The organism is Inmirania thermothiophila (assembly GCF_003751635.1).
Lineage (GTDB): Bacteria > Pseudomonadota > Gammaproteobacteria > DSM-100275 > DSM-100275 > Inmirania > Inmirania thermothiophila.
This window is the reverse complement of record NZ_RJVI01000001.1, coordinates 626,052-643,308: the sequence shown is the minus strand read 5'-3', so window position 1 is coordinate 643,308 and position 17,257 is coordinate 626,052. Positions and strand designations below refer to the sequence as shown.

Genomic DNA, 17,257 nt, shown 5'->3' with positions numbered 1-17,257 from the left:
CTCACAGGCGGAGGGTCTGCACGCCGTCGGCGCGCGCCACCAGGAGCACGTCCGCCGGGCGCAGGGCGAACAGGCCGTTGGTCACCACCCCGGGGATGTCGTTGAGCTCGGACTCGAGCCGCGCCGGCTCCAGGATCTCGAGGTCGTGGACGTCGAGGATGACGTTGCCGTTGTCGGTGACGAAGCCCTGGCGCCAGACCGGGCGGCCGCCGCGGGCGGCGAGCCTGCGCGCGACGAGGCTGCGCGCCATGGGGATCACCTCCACCGGCAGCGGGAAGCGGCCGAGGCGGTCCGCCAGCTTGCTCTCGTCCACGATGCAGACGAAGGTGCGGCTCGCGGCGGCGACGATCTTCTCGCGCGTGAGCGCGCCGCCCCCGCCCTTGGTCAGGTGCAGGTGGCGGGTGGCCTCGTCGGCGCCGTCCACGTAGACCGGCAGGTCGCCGACGTCGTTGAGGTCCAGCACCTCGATGCCGTGGCGGCGAAGGCGCGCGGTGGAGGCCTCGGAGCTCGAGACCGCGCCCGCGACGTCGATGCGCCGCTCGGCGAGGAGATCGATGAAGTGGTTGACGGTGGAGCCCGTGCCGACGCCGATCACCTCGCCGCGCGGGACGTAGTCGAGCGCCGCCTCGGCGGCCATCCGCTTGAGCCGGTCCTGATCCATCGCACCCTCCCTCCGTCGCTCGCACCGAGGCCGCGATGATACGGCGCCGCGGCGCGCGGGCGTAGACGCACCGCAGCATGCCGGGCTGGCGGCGGCCTCGGGGCCGCTGCTAACCTTGCCCGCCATGGGCGCGGGCGGATATCTGGAGCGCATCCTCACGGCGCGGGTCTACGAGGTGGCCCGGGAGACGCCGCTGGAGCGGGCGCCGGGGCTGTCGCGCCGGCTCGGCTGCGAGGTCCTGCTCAAGCGCGAGGACCTGCAGCCGGTCTTCTCCTTCAAGCTGCGGGGGGCCTACAACCGCATCGCCCGCCTCCCCCCCGAGCAGGCCCGCCACGGCGTGGTCGCGGCCTCCGCCGGCAACCACGCCCAGGGGGTGGCGCTGGCGGCGCGGCGGCTGGGGCTGCGCGCCACCATCGTCATGCCCCGCACCACCCCCAGCATCAAGGTGGAGGCGGTGCGGCGGCTGGGCGCGCGGGCGCTGCTGCACGGCGACACCTACGACGAGGCCGCGGCCCACGCCGTGGCCCTGGCCCGCTCCGCCGGCGCCGCCTTCATCCATCCCTACGACGACCCCGACGTCATCGCCGGGCAGGGCACCATCGGCATGGAGATCCTGCGCCAGCACCCGGGGCCACTGGATGCGGTCTTCGTGCCCGTGGGCGGCGGCGGGCTCATCGCCGGGATCGCGGCCTACGTCAAGCATCTGCGCCCCGAGGTGCGCATCGTCGGGGTGGAGCCGGAGGATGCGCCGACGCTCACCCGCGCCCTGGAGCGCGGACGGCGGGTGCGGCTGCCGCAGGTGGGGATCTTCGCCGACGGGGTGGCGGTGCGGCAGGTGGGGCGCGAACCCTTCCGCATCGCCCGGCGCACGGTGGACGAGATGGTGCTGGTGGGCGTCGACGAGATCTGCGCCGCGATCAAGGACGTCTTCGAGGACACCCGCTCGGTGCCGGAGCCGGCGGGCGCGGTGGCGGTGGCGGGGCTCAAGCGCTGGGTGCACGAGCGGGGCGTGCGCGACGCCGTGCTGGTGGCCATCGAGAGCGGGGCCAACATCAACTTCGACCGCCTGCGCTACGTCGCCGAGCGCACCGAGCTCGGCGAGGGCCACGAGGCGCTGCTCGCGGTGACCATCCCCGAGCGGCCGGGCAGCTTCCTGCGCTTCTGCCGCGCCATCGGGCGGCGCGCCATCACCGAGTTCAACTACCGCTACGCGGATCCGGCCGAGGCCCACGTCTTCGTCGGCCTGCGCATCGCCGACCGGGACGAGCGCGAGGCCCTGGTGGGGCACCTGCGCGGCGAGGGCTACCCGGTGGTGGATCTCAGCGACGACGAGGTGGCGAAGCTGCACGTGCGCCACATGGTGGGCGGGCGGGCGCCGCAGGTGCGCGACGAGGTCCTCTACCGGGTGGAGTTCCCGGAGCGGCCCGGGGCCCTGATGGAGTTCCTGGGGCGCATGGGCGGGCGCTGGAACATCAGCCTCTTCCACTACCGCAACCACGGCGACGCCTACGGCCGGGTGCTCATGGGGGTGCAGGTGCCGCCTGGGGAGCGGCGCGCCTTCCGCGACTTCCTCGCCGGCCTCGGCCTGCCCTTCTGGGACGAGAGCGACAACCCCGCCTACGCCCTCTTCGCCGCCGCCGGCTGAGGGCTCAGGGCGCGGGGCGGCGCGCCATGGCGAGGATGTGCGCCCAGTGCGCGGGCGCGACCGGGGTGACCGAGAGGCGGTTGCCGCGGCGCAGGATGAGCAGCCCCTCGAGGGCCGGCTCGGCGCGAAGCTCGGCCAGGGTCACCGGCCGCGGCAGACGCTCCACCAGCCGTACGTCCACGGCGAACCAGCGCGGCCGCCGCGGATCGGCCCGCGGGTCGTGGTAGGGCGAGGCCGGATCGAAGGCGGTGGGGTCGGGGTAGGCCTCGCGCACCACCTCCACGATGCCCACCACCGCGGGCCGGCGGCAGTTGGAGTGGTAGAAGAAGGCCCGGTCCCCGACCCGCATGGCGCGCAGGAAGTTGCGCGCCTGGTGGTTGCGCACGCCGTCCCAGGCGTCGGTCCCGTCCGGGGCCGCGGCGAGATCGTCGATCCCGTAGGTGGCTGGCTCGGACTTGAGCAGCCAGTACGTCACGGCCGCTCGCCTGCGCAGGGGAAGAGGCGCAGCCCCTGCTCCGTCACCACGCCGTGCAGCGGCACGTCCCAGGGGCGGGCCGGCAGCGCCGGCACCTCCTGGCAGGCGTAGGCGACGCCGATGACCCGCGGGCGGCTGCGCAGACGATCGCGGCGCAGGAAGGCGAGGGCGCGGTCGTAGAAGCCGCCGCCCATGCCGAGGCGGTGCCCGGCGGGGTCGAAGCCCACCAGGGGGGCGAGCACGAGATCGAGGCTGGCCGCCGGCACCGCCGCCACGTGCGCGGGCTCCGGGATGCCGAAGCGGTTGCGCACCAGCGTGGTGTCAGGGCCGAAGGGGGCGAAGAGGAGGCCGCCGCGGGGTGGCGGCGCCAGCACCGGCAGGCAGCAGAGCTTGCCCGCGGCCCACGCCCGCCGCAGCAAGCCGGCGAGGTCCGGCTCGCCGTCGTGGGCGAGATAGAGGGCGATGCGCCGCGCGTAGCGGAAGGGGGCGCTGACCGCGAGGGCGCGCACGATGGCGGCGTCGCGGCGGGCGCGCTCGGCCCCGGCGAGGGCGCGGCGGGCGGCGCGCAGCCGCCGGCGCAGGGCCGGCAGCGCCTCCGGCGCGGGCACGCAAAGGGCGCCCCCCGCATGTGCCGTAGCGGGCCATCGCCCTTGAACCAGAGGTTCAAGTGGGGGCACCGTCGTCACCGAAGGCTTTCCGCTCGCGGGCGGACCTGCACACTGGCGCCGAACAGCGCGCCCCCAGGCGACGCGTTTAGGCTCAAAGGGATCTCCAGCCCGCTTCGTGCACCGCAGGGTGCGCCACGCCGACCATGATACCCCGCCCCGGGCCGCCGCGCACCCGTCTCGCCCGCGGGCCCCGCCGGCGCTAGACTGGGGTCGCCGTCCGGCGAGGGAGCCGCCCGTGAACCAGCACGCCACCTTCGACCCCGGCGAGGCCTTCGCCCGCAACATCGGCTGGATCACCCCGGCGGAGGCCGAGGCGCTCACCGGCAAGCGCGTCGCCATCGCCGGCATGGGCGGGGTCGGCGGCAGCCACCTCCTCACCCTCGTGCGCCTCGGCGTGGGCGCCTTCACCCTCGCCGACCCCGACGTCTTCGAGCTCGCCAACTTCAACCGCCAGGCGGGCGCCGATCTCATGAGCCTCGGCCGCAACAAGGCCGAGGTGATGGCCGAGCGCGCGCGCCGCATCAATCCCGGCCTGCGTCTGCGGGTGATGCCCGAGGCGGTGGGCGCGGACAACGTGGACGCCTTCCTCGCCGACGCCGACCTCTATCTCGACGCCCTCGACTTCTTCGCCTTCGAGGCCCGCGAGCGGGTCTTCGCCCGCTGCGCCGAGCTGGGCATCCCGGCGGTCACCGCCGCCCCCCTCGGCATGGGCACCGCCCTGCTCTGCTTCCTCCCCGGGGGCATGACCTTCGAGGCCTACTTCGGCCTCGCCGGCCGCGGCGAGGAGGAGAAGATCCTGCGCTTCCTCGTCGGGCTCGCCCCCGCCATGCTCCAGCGCGGCTACGTGGCCTGGCCGCAGGCGGTGGATCTGGCCGCCCACCGCGGCCCCTCCACCCCCATGGCGGTGGAGCTCTGCGCCGGCGTCGCCGCCACCGAGGTGCTCAAGATCCTGCTCGGACGCGGCCCCGTGCGCGGGGCGCCGCGCGGGCTGCAGTTCGACGCCTACCGCCGCCGCATGGTCCGCACCTGGCGCCCGGGCGGGCACCGCAACCCCCTGACCCGGCTCACCCTGGCCGTGGCCCGGCGCCGGCTCGCACGGCTGCGGGCCGAGGCCGCGGCGGCCGAGGCGCCGACCCCGGCCACGCCGGCCGGGCGCGTCCTGGAGCTCGCGCGCTGGGCCCCCAGCGGCGACAACACCCAGCCCTGGCGCTTCCGCATCAAGGACGACGCGCGCTTCACCATCTTCGGCCACGACACCCGCGACCACTGCGTCTACGACCTCGACGGCCACGCCAGCCATCTCGCCCACGGCGCCCTGGTGGAGACCGTGGCCATCGCCGCCACCACCGTCGGGCGCCGCGCCGTCGTCCGCATGCGCGAGGCGGGCGATCCGCCGCGGCCGGTCTTCGAGGTCCGGCTGGAGCCCGCCGAGGCGGCGCCCGACCCCCTCGCCCCCTTCATCCGCCTGCGCACCACGCAGCGGCGGGCCATGGGGCGGCGGCGCCTCGCCCCGCGTGAGCGCGAGGCCCTGCGCGCGGCGGTGGCGCCGGACTACGAGCTGATCCTCCTCGATGCGCCGGCGCAGCGGCGGCGGGCGGCCTGGCTCGCCTTCCGCGCCGCCCGCCTGCGCCTGACCATCCCCGAGGCCTGGGCGGTCCACCGCGAGGTCATCGCCTGGGGGGCGCGCCACAGCGAGGACCGCATCCCCGAGGCCGCGGTGGGCTTCGATCCCCTCACCGCGCGCCTCTCGCGCTGGGCCCTGCGGAGCTGGCCGCGGGTCGCCTTCCTCAACCGCTGGCTCGCCGGCACCCTGGCGCCGCGGATCCAGCTGGACCTCCTGCCGGGGCTTCGCTGCGCGGGCTTCGTCGCCCTCGCCGCGCCCCGCCCCCCGGAGGGGACGGCGGACTGGGTCGAGGCCGGGCGCCGGGTGCAACGGCTGTGGCTGGCCGCGACCCGCCTCGGCCTGCAGATGCAGCCGCAGATGACCCCGCTCATCTTCGCCCGCTACGCCCGCGAGGGTGTAAAGTTTTCCGACACCCCCGGGGCCGCGGACGAGGCCGCCGCCATCGACCGCAGGCTCCGCCGCCTCCTCGGCGAGGCCGCCCCGCGCACGGTCTGGCTCGCCCGCATCGGGCCCGCGCGCCCGGTCCCGGGCCGCTCCCTGCGCCTGCCGCTGGCGCGGCTCTGCCTGGACGGGGCCGCGGGCTGAGCGCGGGGCCGCGCTGTCAGGATTTTTTACATTCGCCCCCGCCCCGCCCCCGGCCTCGGCGCGCAACCCATTGTTTCTGCGTGATTCGGGCAGGATGGCACGGGAACTGCATAGGAGAGGGCAACCGCGAACCCATGCACCGGACAAAGGGAGCACGAATCCATGAACACCCCAAGGAACGAGACCCTGCGCAGGAAGACCCTCTCCGCGGCGGTGGCCGCCGGCCTGCTGGCGCTGGCCTCGGGCGGCGCCCAGGCGGCGAACATCCTCTTCGACCCCGACGCGGCCAACATCGACGCCGGCGCGAGCGGCCCCTTCGCCAGCTTCGATTTCGGGCAGGCCCAGGTCTCGGCCTTCCAGCTCTCGTCGGCGCTGGGCTTTCCCAACACCGCCACCGTGTCCATCGGCCTCGGCGCCGACGACGTGGTGAGCCCCGGCGATTCCTTCTCCGAGCAGGTACTCTTCGCCATCCCCAGCCACACCGACTGGGCCGGGACGAACAAGGCCGACGGCTGGCGCGTCAGCGGCCCGAGCGGCAGCTTCGACCAGCTCTTCGTCCTCGCCGATCTCACCGGCTCCATCGCCAGCATCTCGCCCGGCACCATCGGCGCCGGCAACCCGGGTGACATCGGCACCGCGGACTTCACGGTGAACTTCACGGGCACGAGCATCAGCGTGGTCTGGACCCCGGACGGCAACCCGTTCGACGCGAGCGACAACTTCGTCCTCGCCACCCTCGGAAACATCACGGGCGGCATCGACAACGCCAACTTCAACAACGGGACCGCCTCCGTCAACGTGGACATCACCGCCGAGTTCACCAGCGTGATGCCCGGGGTCTGGGCCATGAGCGACGGCACTCCCTTCGAGACCCTCCTTGCCACCACGCCGCCGACGGTGATCCTGGCGCTCGCGGACACCTCCGCCACGTTCCAGGGCGCGAGCGCGAATCTCGGCGGCGACGGCGCCGTGGGCGGCGGCGACGACACCCTGCTGCTTACGATCCGCAACGACCAGGGCACGGCGACGATCCCGGCCCCGGCGCCGCTCGCGCTGCTCGGCGCCGGCCTCCTGGCCCTCGGCGCCATGGCCCGCCGCCGCCGCGGCTGAGGCCGAGCCCTCCCCGCGCCGAATGGCCCGCCTCCGGCGGGCCATTCGCTTTCCGGGCGCGCTACCATGTTCCCGGGAGCACGAGGGGAGCAAGCGCGATGCCCACCCCGGGCATGATCCTCGCCGCGGCGCGGGAGCTGCTGCCCGGCCCCCCGCCCCCGCGGGTGCCGGAGCCCGACCTGGTGATGGACGACCCGGCCAAGGTGGCGGCCTTCCACGAGGCCGGCGCCGAGGGCGGGGTGATGACCCCGGTCTACCTCTTCCACGCCGCCCAGGTCTGCGACGTGGTCCGCCCCGGCGATCGCGTCCTCGACCTCGGCTGCGGCCCCGCCAACCAGCTTGCCCTCGTGGCCGCCCTCAACCCGCAGACCCACTTCCTGGGCGTCGACCTCTCGGCGGAGATGCTGGCCCGGGCCGAGGCCCGCATCGCCGAGCGGGGGCTCGCCAACGTCGCCCTGCGCCGCGGCGACATCACGGAGCTGCGGGGGCTGGAGGACGGCTCGGTGGACGCGGTGATCTCCACCGTGGTCCTCCACCACCTCCCGGACGAGGCGGCGCTGGCGCGCTGCTTCGCCGAGATCGCCCGCGTCCTCAGGCCCGGCGGGGGGATCTACCTGGTGGACTTCGGGCGCATGCGCAGCGAGGCCTCCATGCGCGCCTTCGCCTGGCAGCACGCCCGCCGCCAGCCCGAGCTCTTCACCCTGGACTATTTCCACTCCCTGCGGGCGGCCTTCCGGGTGGAGGACTTCGGCGCCGCCCTCGCCCGCCACCTCGCCGGGCGGGCGCGCCTCTACCGCACCGCCCTGGTGCCCTACATGGTGGCGGTGAAGTCGCCGCCGCGGCGCCCCCCCGACGAGGCGGCGCGCGCCCGGCTGCGGGCGCTGGCGCAGGCCATGCCGCCGCACCAACGGCGCGACCTGCGCGACCTGCGCCTCTTCTTCCGCCTCGGCGGCCTCGCGAGCCGCCACCTCTGAGGACGGCGCCGCCGCTCAGGAGCGCTCCAGCTCCCGCAGCAGCGCCGCCGCGCGCTCCCGCTCCGGGAAGGGCGCCTTCGCCCCGGCCAGCAGGCGCCGCAGCAGCGCCGCCGCCTCCCGCCCCCGCCCCGCGCGCGCCAGCGCCGCGGCGTAGCGGTAGGCGATCCCGGGATGGTCCCCGGCCCGCGCGTGGGCCTGCTCCAGCGCCCGCACCGCCTCCTCGATGCGCCCGGCGCGCAGGAGCAGACCGCCGTAGGTGTCCAGCACCGCCGCCGCCTCGGGGGCGCGCGCGAAGGCCCGCTCGGCAAGCGCCAGCGCCTGGCCCGGATCCTCCTCCGCGAGGGCCTCGGCGAGGTTGTTGAGGGCGACGACGTTGTCGGGGTCGGCGGCGAGGACCCGCCGCCAGGCGGCGACGGCGCCGGCGCGGTCGCCCAGCAGGAGCCGCGCGTCGGCCGCGAGGAGCCGCACCCCCACGTCCCCCGGGTGGCCTTCGAGCCAGTCCTCCAGCGCCGCGAGCGCCTCGTCCCGCCGCCCCGCGCGCCACAGGGCCCGGTAGGTGGCGAGGGTGAGCCAGCGCGTCTCCCAGCCCCGGGCCGCCTCGGCGAGGGCGGCCGCGGCCGCCTCGTTCCGGCCCTCGGCGAGGGCGATCATGCCGGCGAGGGCACGCCCCGGAGGCGCGCCCCGGGCCGCCTCGGGCAGGGCCTGGTAGGCCGCCCGCGCCGCCTCGGAACGCCCCTGGGCCACCTCCAGCAGACCGAGGGCGACCCGCGCCGGCACGTGCCCCGGCGCCAGTTCCAGCACCTTCTCCAGCTCGGCGCGGTAGCGCGCCGCATCCCCCACCGCCTCGTAGGCGCCGGCGAGGAGGAAGTGGGCGAGGGGGGCATCGGGCCTGCGGCGCACCGCCTCGGCGAAGGCCTTGACCGCGCCCTCGGCCCGCCCCGCCTGCAGCCGGACGCCGCCGAGGACCACGAGCACCTCGGGGTCGTCGGGGCGCTGGCGCGCCGCCGCCTCGGCATGCTCCAGCGCCTCCGGCGTCCGGCCCAGGCGCAGGGCGAGCTCGGCCGCCGCCGCCTCCAGCTGCCACGCCTCCGGCAGCGCCTCGATCCCGCGCCGGGCCCAGGCGAGGGCCTCCTCGAGCCGCCCCGCGCCGCGCTCCAGCTCCACCAGCCGCAGATACGTGGGCAGGTGCTGCGGGTTGCGCTCGAGCACCGCCCCCAGGCGCTCCACCGCGGCCTCGGTCCGGCCGTCGCGGACCTCCAGGAGGGCGAGATGCAGCCCCACCTCCGGATCCCCCGGCGCCGCCGCCCAGGCCGCCTCCAGCACCCGCCGCGCCTCGTCGTGGCGCCCGAGCCCCACCAGGGCCTTGGCCTGCAGGACCCGCCAGCGGGGGGCGTCGCCGCCCCTGCGCGCCTCGGCCAGGGCCTCGGCGTAGCGGCCCGCGCCGAGCAGCGTCGTGACCAGCAGCCCGCGCAGGGAGACCGCCGCCTCCCCCCCGACCCCCAGCCCCTCGCGCAGGGTCGCAAGCGCCGCCTCCACGTCGCCGGTGCGCACCAGGCCGAGGGCGAGACGGGCCCGCGCCTGCGGGGTCTCGGGCGCCTGCGCCACCGCCCGCCGCAGCAGCTCGATGCCCGCCTCCCGCTCGCCGAGGGCGAGCCTCGCCGCCCCCAGGAGGCCGAGGATCTCGGCATCGGCCGCGCCCGCATCCACCACCGGCTGCAGCAGCTTCGCCACCTCGCCGGGGCGCCCGGCGCGCAGCCGCACCAGCGCCAGCGTGCGCCGCGCGGCGACCGAGCCCGGCGCCCGCGCCAGCGCCGTCTCCAGCAGCCGCGCCGCCTGCTCCTGCTGCCCCAGGCGGTAGCGCACGTAGCCCGCCGCCACCAGCACCGGCACGCTCCCCGGGGCGCGGGCGAGGGCGGTGTCCAGCGCCCCCTGCGCCTCCTCGAGCCGCCCCCGCGCCAGCAGGAGCAGCCCGCGCGTGTAGTGCACGCCGGGATGATCCTTGCTGAGGCGGGCCGCGGCTTCGATGTCCTCGCCGGCGGCGTCGAGGCGCTCGAGGCCGATGCGCACCACCGCCCGGCGAAGCAGCACCCGCCCGGGCGCCACCCCGAGCGCCAGCGCCCGCCCGTAGGCCGCCTCCGCCGCCCCGCCGTCCCCGCGGCGCCGGGCGAGGTCGCCGAGGGCGACCCAGGTCTCGCCGTCGTTGGGCGTCGTCTCCAGGGCCCGGCGCAGGAGGGCCTCGGCGGCGGCCAGCTCCCCGCGCGCGGCGGCGAGCCGCGCCTCGCCGCGCAGCGCCCGCGGGTGGCCGGGGGCGAGCCGGCGGGCCTCGGCGAAGGCGTCCGCCGCCTCCCCGGCGCGGCCGAGGGCGAGCAGCGCCTCGCCCCGCAGGGCCTCGGCGTCGGCCCGCCGCGCCGGCGCCAGCGGCAGCTCGCCGAGCAGGTCCAGCACCGCCTGCCCCTTGCCCTGGGCGAGGAGCGCCTCGGCCAGCGGCACGAGGACGGCGTCCGGCGCGGCGCCCGCCCGCAGCGCACGGCGGAAGGCGTCCTCAGCCGCGGCGTGCTGCTCGAGCCGCATCAGCGCCCGGCCGAGGAGGAAGCGCGCGCGCGCATCCTCCGGCGCCTCCCGCAGGGCGTTCTTGAGCTCGATGACGGCACCGCGGGCGTCGCCCTGCTGGAGCATCGCCTCGGCGCGCTGCACGCGCTCGGCGAAGCCCGGAGCGCCGCCGCCGCAGGCGCCGAGGAGGAGCGCCGCCGCCGCCGCGGCGGCGATCCACGCCGCGCGGCGGGCCCTAGAGATGCCGGTCGATGTCATGGGCCTTCAGCCCCCATGCGAAGAGCGCCACCGCCTTCTGCGTCGTGGCGCGGAGCCGCTCGGCCAGGGTCTCGAGGAAGCCGCGCAGGACCCGGTAGCCGATCTCGGGATGGGCGTCGAGGAAGGCGAGCATCGCCGCGCCGTCGATCTCGGCCACCTCCGCCTCGTCCACGGCGACCACGGTGGCCGAGTGCGGGCGGCCGTCGAAGAGGGCGAGCTCGCCGAAGACCTCCCCCTCGCCGAGATCGCGAAAGCCGGGATGGAGCGGCCGGTTCCCCTCCAGTCGGACCTCGCCGAGGACCCGGACGCGGCCGCGCAGGACCAGATAGACCCTGCCGCTGCGCTCGCCCTCGCGCAGGACCGCCTCGCCCGCCGCGAGCACGCGCCGGCGCCAGGGGCCGCCCTCGGCAAAGCCCGGGTGGCGCAGCAGCTCGGCAAGCGCCTCCCCCGCCACGGCCGCCGTCAGCGCCCGCCCTCCGCCGGCCGCCACTCCAGCTCGTCCAGGAGGCGGCGGGCGGCCTCGCGCTCGGGAAAGTCGCCCCCGCCGGCCAGCGCCGTGCGCAGATACTCCACCGCGCGCGGCTTGCGGCCCGTCCGCGCCAGCAGGGCGGCGTAGTGGTAGGCCACCGAGGGGTTGTCGGGCAGCGCCGCCGCCGCCCGCTCCAGCAGCGGCTCGGCCTCGCGCACCCGCCCGCTGCGCAGCAGCAGCCAGCCGTAGGTGTCGGCGACGGCCACCGCGCGGGGGGCGCGCTCGTAGGCGCGCCGGGCGAACTCCAGGGCCCGCCCCAGATCCTCCTGCTCGTACAGGTAGGCGAGGTTGTTGAGGAGGATGGGATCGTCCGGATAACGCTCCAGCAGGCGCTCGTAGCTCGCCCGCGCCTCCTCGCGCCGCCCGCCGGTGAGGTAGACCTCGGCGAGCACGAGCGCCATGCGCTGGTCGTCCGGATGCCGGCCGAGCCATGCCCGCGCCGCCTCCACCGCCCCCTCCACGCGGCCCGCCGCCTGCTCGGCGCGCACGATCCCGCGCGCGGCCTCGAAGGCGTCGGGGGCGTGCTCGAGCACCGCGCGGTAGGCCGCCACCGCCTCGTCGTGGCGCCCCCGGGCGAGGTGGAGGTCGCCCTCGAGGAGGCGGCCGAGCCAGCGGGTCGGCTCCTTCGCCGTGAGCCCGGCGATGTGCCGCCGGGCCTCCTCCCAGCGGCCGAGGCGGATCTCGAGGGCGACGAGCTCGCGCGCAAGCCCCGCGTCGGCCGGCGCCAGGCGCGCCGCCTCCAGCAACGCCTCGTGGGCCCGCTCGGTGTCACCCGCCCGCAGCGCCGCCCCGGCGAGGAGGCGGCGGGCCGCCGCCGAGCGCTCCAGCATCCGGGCCAGGGCCTCGTAGGTCTTGACCGCGGCCTCGGCCTGCCCCGCCGCGAGCTCCATCTCGCCCAGGGCGCGCAGGTAGGCGGGGTCGTCCCGGATCGTCTCCGGCGCCCGGCGGAGCACGTTCAGGCCCTCGGCGGCGTCCCCCCGGCGCAGGTGGAACCGGGCCAGCGCCACGCGCGGCGCGAGGGCCTCGGGCCGCTGCGCCACCATCTCCTCCAGCGCCTTGCGCGCCTCCTCGACCCGCCCCTCGCGCGCGTCCAGCTCGGCCAGCGCCAGCCGTGTACGCAGGTGCTGCGGATGGGCCTCGAGGACGGCCTGGTAGAGGCTGCGGGCGCGCGCCGCATCCCCCTCGCGCAGGGCCATGGCGGCGAGGTTGTGGGCCGCGGTGGGATCGCCCGGGGCGAGCGCCAGGGCCTTGGTGAAGGCGGCGCGGGCCTCCTCGGTGCGCCCGGCGGCGGCGTGGACGAGGCCGGTGAGGTTCCAGCCGAGCGCCCGTTCGGGGCTGCGCGCGCGCAGCCGCTCCGCCGCCGCCATGGCCTTGTCCGTCTCCCCCGCCCGCAGGTGCGCGAGGGTCAGCACCACATCCGCCGCCCCACCCTTCGGATCCAGCTCCACCGCCTGCTCGAGGGCGGCGGTGCCCTCCTCGCGCTCGCCCGTGGCGAGCAGGCTCAGGCCCAGGCGCAGCCTGGCCTGGGCCGAGTCGGGATCGGCCTCCACCGCCTTCTCCAGGGCCTCGATGCCCTCGTCGGTGCGGCCCAGCCCGAGGAGGGCGGCGCCGAGGATCTGCTGCGCGGCGGCATCCCCCGGCGCCGCCTCCACCACGGGACGCACCGCGGCGACGGCATCGGCGTGGCGGCCCTGGCGCACGTAGAGCAGCCCCAGGAGCTTGCGCGCCGGCTGCGAGCCCGGGACCCGGCGCAGGACGCGGCTGAGATACTCCTCGGCCTGGCGGTCCTGGCCCTGCATGAGGTGGGTCACGCCCAGATAGAACTGCGCCGGCACGTAGTCCGGCGCCGACTTGAGCGCCTCCTCCAGCGCCGTCTGGGCCTCGGCGAAGCGGCGCTGCTGGAACTGCCAGAGGCCCTCGGCGTAGGGGGCGGCGGGGTGGCGCGGCGCGAGCCGCCGCAGGGCGTCGATGTCGGCGCGCGCCTCCTCCAGCGCCCCGCGCTGGATCCTGAGCAGGGCCCGCTTGAAGAGGAGATCGGGGCGCTGACGGCGCCGGATGGCCTCGTCGTAGGCCGACTCCGCCTCCCGCCAGTCCCGTCGCGCCATGGCGACGTCGCCGCGCAGGATCCAGGCCGCGACGTCCTCCGCGTCCTCCCGGGTGAGGGCCTGCACCGCCTCCCAGGCGCGGTCCCGCTCGCCCCGGCGCAGCCACAGGGCGACCTCCACCATGCGCACGTGCCGGCTGCCGCCGTCGGCCTCCCGCCCGCGGGCGAGCGCCGCCTCGGCCTCGTCGGTGCGCCCCAGGGCGAGCAGCGCCGAGGCGCGCATGGCGTGGAGCTCGGCCCGCACCGCAGGCGCCTGCGCCGCGGCGGGGTCCACCTCGGCGAGCAGCTCCTCGAAGCGCCGCTGCATGAGGAGCGCCCGCGCCAGCCACGGCAGCACCTCCTCGCGGCTGCGGCCGAGGACCTGGGCGCGGCGCAGCTCCTTCTCCGCGGAGGGGCCGTCGCCGGCCTCCACGTAGACCCGGCCGAGCAGGAGCCGGGCCGCGGCATCGTCCGGATTCTCGGCGAGCGCGTTCTTGAGCTCGATCACCGCCGCGCGCAGCTCGCCGCGGGCGCGGTACGCCTCGGCCCGCTCCACCGGCCCGCCCCAGGCGGCCGCCGCCAGCAGCAGGCCGAGGGCGCCCAGCGCCGCGCGCCCGTATCCGCCCCGGTTGCCCCGATCCTTCACGATGCCCATGGGCTCACCTCCCCGGTGTGTCCGTGCCGGCCTGCGTGCCGTGCGGGATGCCGTGCTTTTCCAGCAGGCTGTAGAGGGTCGGCCGCGTCACCCCGAGCAGGCGCGCGGCCTCGCTGACGTTGTGCCCGGCCCGCGCCAGGGCGCGCAGGATGGCGCCGCGCTCGGCCGCCTCCCGCACCTGGCGCAGGTTGAGGGGCTCGGCCTCGCGCGTGCCGTCGAGCTGCAGGTCCGCCGCATGCACGCGCTCGCCGTCGGCCATGATCACGGCGCGCTTGACCCGGTTCTCCAGCTCACGCACGTTGCCGGGCCAGTCGTGGGCCTCGATGGCGGCGAGGGCGTCCTCGCTGAAGCCGCGCACGGGCCGGCCGAGCTCGCGGGCGTGGCGCTCGAGGAAGGCGCGCGCGAGCAGCACCGCATCCCCCTCGCGCCGGCGCAGCGGCGGGATCTCCAGGGTGACCTCGCTGACGCGGTAGTAGAGATCCTCGCGGAAGGCGCCCTCGGCCATGAGGGCGCGCAGGTCCTGGTGAGTGGCGCAGACCACGCGCACGTCCACCGGGATCTCCTCGCGCCCGCCGATGCGCTCCACCACCCGCTCCTGGAGGAAGCGCAGGAGCTTGGCCTGGAGGCTCAGGGGCAGGTCGCCGATCTCGTCGAGGAAGAGGGTGCCGCCGTCGGCGACCTCGATCTTGCCCGGCGTGCGCCGCACGGCGCCGGTGAAGGCCCCCTTCTCGTAGCCGAAGAGCTCGCTCTCGAGCAGGTTCTCGGGGATGGCGGCGCAGTTGATGGCGACGAAGCGTTTGTCGCGGCGCGGGCTCAGCGCGTGGAGCGCGCGGGCGACGAGCTCCTTGCCGGTGCCCGACTCGCCGAGCACCAGCACGGTGACGTCGGCCGGGGCGAGCCGCTCGACGGTGCGGCAGACCTCCAGCATCCCCGGGCTTGCGGCGATGATGCCGTCGAGGGGGGCGGCGTCGGCGCCGACGGCGAGGCGGCGGTTCTCCGCCTCCAGCTCGTGGAGGCGGAAGGCGCGCTCGACGGCGAAGGCGAGCAGCTCCGCATCCACCGGCTTCTGGTAGTAGTCGTAGGCGCCCATGCCGACGGCGCGCACGGCGTTGTCGCGGTCCTCGCGGCCGGTGACCACGACGACCTTGGTGTGCGGGGCGAGGGAGAGGATCTCGCGCAGGGTGGCGAAGCCCTCGCTGGCCCCGCCGGGATCCGGCGGCAGGCCGAGATCGAGGGTCACCACCTGGGGCTCGAGGCGGCGAAGCTCCGCCACCGCCTCCTCGCGCGTCCCCGCCACCGCCACCTCGACCCCCTCGAAGCACCAGCGCAGCTGGCTCTGCAGCCCGGGGTCGTCCTCCACCACCAGGAGCCTGCGGCCCTCGGCGCTCATCCCGCCGCCTCCTGCACGGCCTCGGCCGCCAGCGGCAGGCGGATGCGGAAGCAGGTGCCCCGGCCGGGGCTGCTCTCCACCGCCACCTCTCCGCCGAGGGCGCGCACGTACTCGCGGCACTCGTAGGCGCCGATGCCCATGCCGCTCAGCCCCTTGGTGCTGTCGAAGGGCCGGAACAGCCGCTCGCGAAGGAAGGTCGCATCCATGCCCGTGCCCGTGTCCTCGATCTCCACCAGGGCGCGGCCGCCGTCGGTGCCGACCCGCACCGTCACCCGCCCGTCCGGCGGCGTCGCCTCCTGGGCATTCTGCACCACGTGGCGCAGGACCGTCGTGAGCCGGTCCGGATCGGCCTCCACCCACGGCCCCGGCGGCGCCGCCTCCAGCCGCGGCGCGGGCTGCACCCGGGCCCGCTCGGTGACCACCGCGGCCGCCAGCGCCGCCAGGTCCACCGCCCGCCGCGCCCCCTCGCGGCGCCCCGAGCGCAGCTGCGCCACCAGCCGGTTCATGCGCCCCACCGCATTCTCCAGGGTCGCCACCATGTCGTCCAGGAAGGCGGGGTTGCCGCCGTGGCGGCGGGCGTTGGCGGCGAGCAGGCCGAGCTGGGCGGCGAGATTCTTGAGGTCGTGCACCACGTAGGCCGACAGGCGGTGGTAGGCCTCGAACTGGCGCGCCTGGGAGAGGGCCTCGGCGGCCTGCATCTGGGCCAGGTGGCCCGCCGCCTGCCGCCCGGCGATGCGCAGCAGGTCGTAGTCCTCCCAGATGAGGCGCACCGGCGCGCGGGGCGGGGCGAGCACGACGAAGCCCATGGGCGCCTCGTGCAGCCACAGCGGCACCACCAGCCATGCCCCCAGGGCCTCGAGCCAGGGCGGCAGCCGCAGCCCGGGGTAGCGCTCCGGCGAGGCCGCCACCTCCGCCGGTTCGATCACCCACTCGCGCCCCGCCAGCGCCGCCGCCAGGGGCTCGTCCGGCGCCACCACCGCCTCCGGCGGCGGGGTGAGGTTGAGCCACGCCCGCGGCCGGTAGGCGCCGTGCTCGTCGCGCAGCCACAGCGCCCCGCCCGGACACTCGAACAGCTCCGCCAGGGCGTGGATGGCGCGCTCGGCCGGGGGCAGGTCGGACTCGGTCCCGGCGAGGGTGCGGGTGAGCCGCATCCAGGCGTCGCGGTAGTCGTGCTTGTAGCTGTAGAAGTTGCGGCTGATGAAGACCCGCAGCCACGCCCGCATCCGCCCCGAGGCCATGAGCGCCGCCAGCAGCACCGCGGCCCCCACGAGGAAGACCACCTGCCAGACCGCCCCCCAGGTGCCGCCGAAGCGGCGGATGTAGTAGCCCGCCGCGGCCATGAAGAGGAGGTAGACGCCGGCGCCGAGGAGGGCCGCGCTGTGGAAGACCGCCCGCCGCGAGACCGCGATGTCCACCGCCCAGTCGCGGTTGCGCGCGGCCGCCACCGCGAGCAGCGGCGCCATCAGCCCCTCCGCCGCCACCCGCGCCTGCCAGAGCGCCGGGCTGATGCGGCGCAGCAGCAGCGCGTCGGCGTAGAGGTAGAAGTCGTAGGCGAAGAGGCCGCCGAGGCCGAGGCAGAGGAACTTGAGGGCCCAGCGGCGCGCGGGCGGGGCGTTGCGCCAGAGCTGCTCCACCGCCACCAGCCCCGCGAGGGCGAGGGCGAGGTGGCCGGCCACCGCCCAGTGCCCGCCGACGCGGTGCAGCGGCAGCAGGTCGAGGGCGAGGACGCCCCCCGCGAGCGCCCCCGCGCCGGCGAGCGCCAGGACGCGCCGGCGCCCCGCGAGCATGGTCAGCGCCAGAAAGCCGATCCAGGCCAGGTCGCGCGCCACCTCGGCGGCGAGGAGCGCGCGCAGGGGCGGGACGCCGGCGGCGGCGTAGAGGACGTGCAGGCCCGCCCACAGGGCGGTCAGGCCGGCGGCGGCGAGGAAGGCCGCCCCCGGCGCCGTGCCCCGCCAGCCGAAGGCGAGGAGGAGGGTGAGCCCGCCGAAGGCGGCCGCCCCGAGGGCATGGCTCACCAGCGCCGCGTCGATCTCCATGGCCCTAACGCCTG

The 17,257-nt window shown here is 76.7% G+C and carries 11 protein-coding genes, 1 other RNA gene and 1 pseudogene; 4 read left to right on the top strand and 9 right to left on the bottom strand.

Annotated features, from left to right (window positions below):
* Position 1: 1 nt before the first annotated feature.
* On the bottom strand, positions 2-661 hold the full coding sequence (rpiA, locus tag EDC57_RS03105) for a ribose-5-phosphate isomerase RpiA (protein WP_123400136.1): 660 nt from the start codon (positions 659-661) through the stop codon (positions 2-4).
* Between the two features lie 124 nt (positions 662-785).
* Here rpiA and ilvA point away from each other — a divergent pair, with 124 nt between their 5' ends.
* Entirely contained in the window at positions 786-2,306 is a 1,521-nt protein-coding gene (gene ilvA, locus EDC57_RS03100) for a threonine ammonia-lyase, biosynthetic (protein WP_123400134.1), read from the top strand.
* Between the two features lie 4 nt (positions 2,307-2,310).
* Here the strand turns inward: ilvA and EDC57_RS03095 are convergent, their stop codons facing one another.
* The 3 genes from EDC57_RS03095 to ssrS form a co-directional block, all read right to left on the bottom strand.
* Positions 2,311-2,781: an EVE domain-containing protein gene (locus EDC57_RS03095; protein ID WP_123400132.1), complete on the bottom strand. Its 471-nt coding sequence runs from the start codon at positions 2,779-2,781 to the stop codon at positions 2,311-2,313.
* Positions 2,778-3,389, bottom strand: coding sequence for a 5-formyltetrahydrofolate cyclo-ligase (locus tag EDC57_RS03090; protein ID WP_123400131.1), 612 nt, complete (start codon positions 3,387-3,389; stop codon positions 2,778-2,780). The genes EDC57_RS03095 and EDC57_RS03090 overlap by 4 nt, the downstream gene beginning before the upstream one ends.
* A 7-nt stretch (positions 3,390-3,396) precedes the next feature.
* A non-coding RNA gene (gene ssrS / locus EDC57_RS03085) (6S RNA) lies at positions 3,397-3,581 on the bottom strand.
* 103 nt (positions 3,582-3,684) lie between these two features.
* Here ssrS and EDC57_RS13060 point away from each other — a divergent pair.
* From EDC57_RS13060 to EDC57_RS03070, 3 genes and pseudogenes are all read left to right on the top strand, one after another.
* Positions 3,685-4,572, top strand: a pseudogene (locus tag EDC57_RS13060) (ThiF family adenylyltransferase); the annotation flags it as partial.
* Between the two features lie 1,248 nt (positions 4,573-5,820).
* Positions 5,821-6,768 (top strand): hypothetical protein, encoded by a 948-nt coding sequence (locus tag EDC57_RS03075; RefSeq protein WP_123400127.1) that lies wholly within the window; start codon positions 5,821-5,823, stop codon positions 6,766-6,768.
* Positions 6,769-6,866: 98 nt separating this feature from the next.
* The gene (locus tag EDC57_RS03070; RefSeq protein WP_123400125.1) at positions 6,867-7,742 is read left to right on the top strand and encodes a class I SAM-dependent methyltransferase; all 876 of its coding nucleotides are present in this window, start codon (positions 6,867-6,869) and stop codon (positions 7,740-7,742) included.
* A 15-nt stretch (positions 7,743-7,757) separates the two neighbouring features.
* On the opposite strand, the gene prsT (EDC57_RS03065) is transcribed toward EDC57_RS03070, so the two are convergent.
* Genes prsT (EDC57_RS03065) through prsK form a run of 5 tightly spaced genes read right to left on the bottom strand, consistent with a single transcriptional unit; the run spans position 7,758 to position 17,243 of the window.
* Positions 7,758-10,550: an XrtA/PEP-CTERM system TPR-repeat protein PrsT gene (gene prsT / locus EDC57_RS03065; protein ID WP_123400123.1), complete on the bottom strand. Its 2,793-nt coding sequence runs from the start codon at positions 10,548-10,550 to the stop codon at positions 7,758-7,760.
* The gene (locus tag EDC57_RS03060; protein WP_123400120.1) at positions 10,528-11,040 is read right to left on the bottom strand and encodes a Crp/Fnr family transcriptional regulator; all 513 of its coding nucleotides are present in this window, start codon (positions 11,038-11,040) and stop codon (positions 10,528-10,530) included. The genes prsT (EDC57_RS03065) and EDC57_RS03060 overlap by 23 nt, the downstream gene beginning before the upstream one ends.
* A complete protein-coding gene (gene prsT / locus EDC57_RS03055; RefSeq protein WP_123400118.1) occupies positions 11,013-13,817 on the bottom strand; it encodes an XrtA/PEP-CTERM system TPR-repeat protein PrsT in 2,805 nt (934 codons plus the stop codon). The genes EDC57_RS03060 and prsT (EDC57_RS03055) overlap by 28 nt, the downstream gene beginning before the upstream one ends.
* A 4-nt stretch (positions 13,818-13,821) precedes the next feature.
* Complete coding sequence (prsR, locus tag EDC57_RS03050) at positions 13,822-15,207, bottom strand: PEP-CTERM-box response regulator transcription factor (protein WP_123400116.1); 1,386 nt, start codon at positions 15,205-15,207, stop codon at positions 13,822-13,824.
* On the bottom strand, positions 15,204-17,243 hold the full coding sequence (prsK, locus tag EDC57_RS03045) for an XrtA/PEP-CTERM system histidine kinase PrsK (protein WP_123400114.1): 2,040 nt from the start codon (positions 17,241-17,243) through the stop codon (positions 15,204-15,206). Before prsK ends, prsR begins: the two co-directional genes overlap by 4 nt.
* Positions 17,244-17,257 lie beyond the last annotated feature (14 nt).

Coding starts and splice junctions, on each gene's coding strand:
- rpiA (WP_123400136.1), bottom strand. CDS start 661: ATGGATCAGGACCGGCTCAAGCGGATGGCCGCCGAGGCGGCGCTCGAC.
- ilvA (WP_123400134.1), top strand. CDS start 786: ATGGGCGCGGGCGGATATCTGGAGCGCATCCTCACGGCGCGGGTCTAC.
- EDC57_RS03075 (WP_123400127.1), top strand. CDS start 5,821: ATGAACACCCCAAGGAACGAGACCCTGCGCAGGAAGACCCTCTCCGCG.
- EDC57_RS03070 (WP_123400125.1), top strand. CDS start 6,867: ATGCCCACCCCGGGCATGATCCTCGCCGCGGCGCGGGAGCTGCTGCCC.
- prsT (WP_123400123.1), bottom strand. CDS start 10,550: ATGACATCGACCGGCATCTCTAGGGCCCGCCGCGCGGCGTGGATCGCC.
- prsT (WP_123400118.1), bottom strand. CDS start 13,817: ATGGGCATCGTGAAGGATCGGGGCAACCGGGGCGGATACGGGCGCGCG.
- prsR (WP_123400116.1), bottom strand. CDS start 15,207: ATGAGCGCCGAGGGCCGCAGGCTCCTGGTGGTGGAGGACGACCCCGGG.
- prsK (WP_123400114.1), bottom strand. CDS start 17,243: ATGGAGATCGACGCGGCGCTGGTGAGCCATGCCCTCGGGGCGGCCGCC.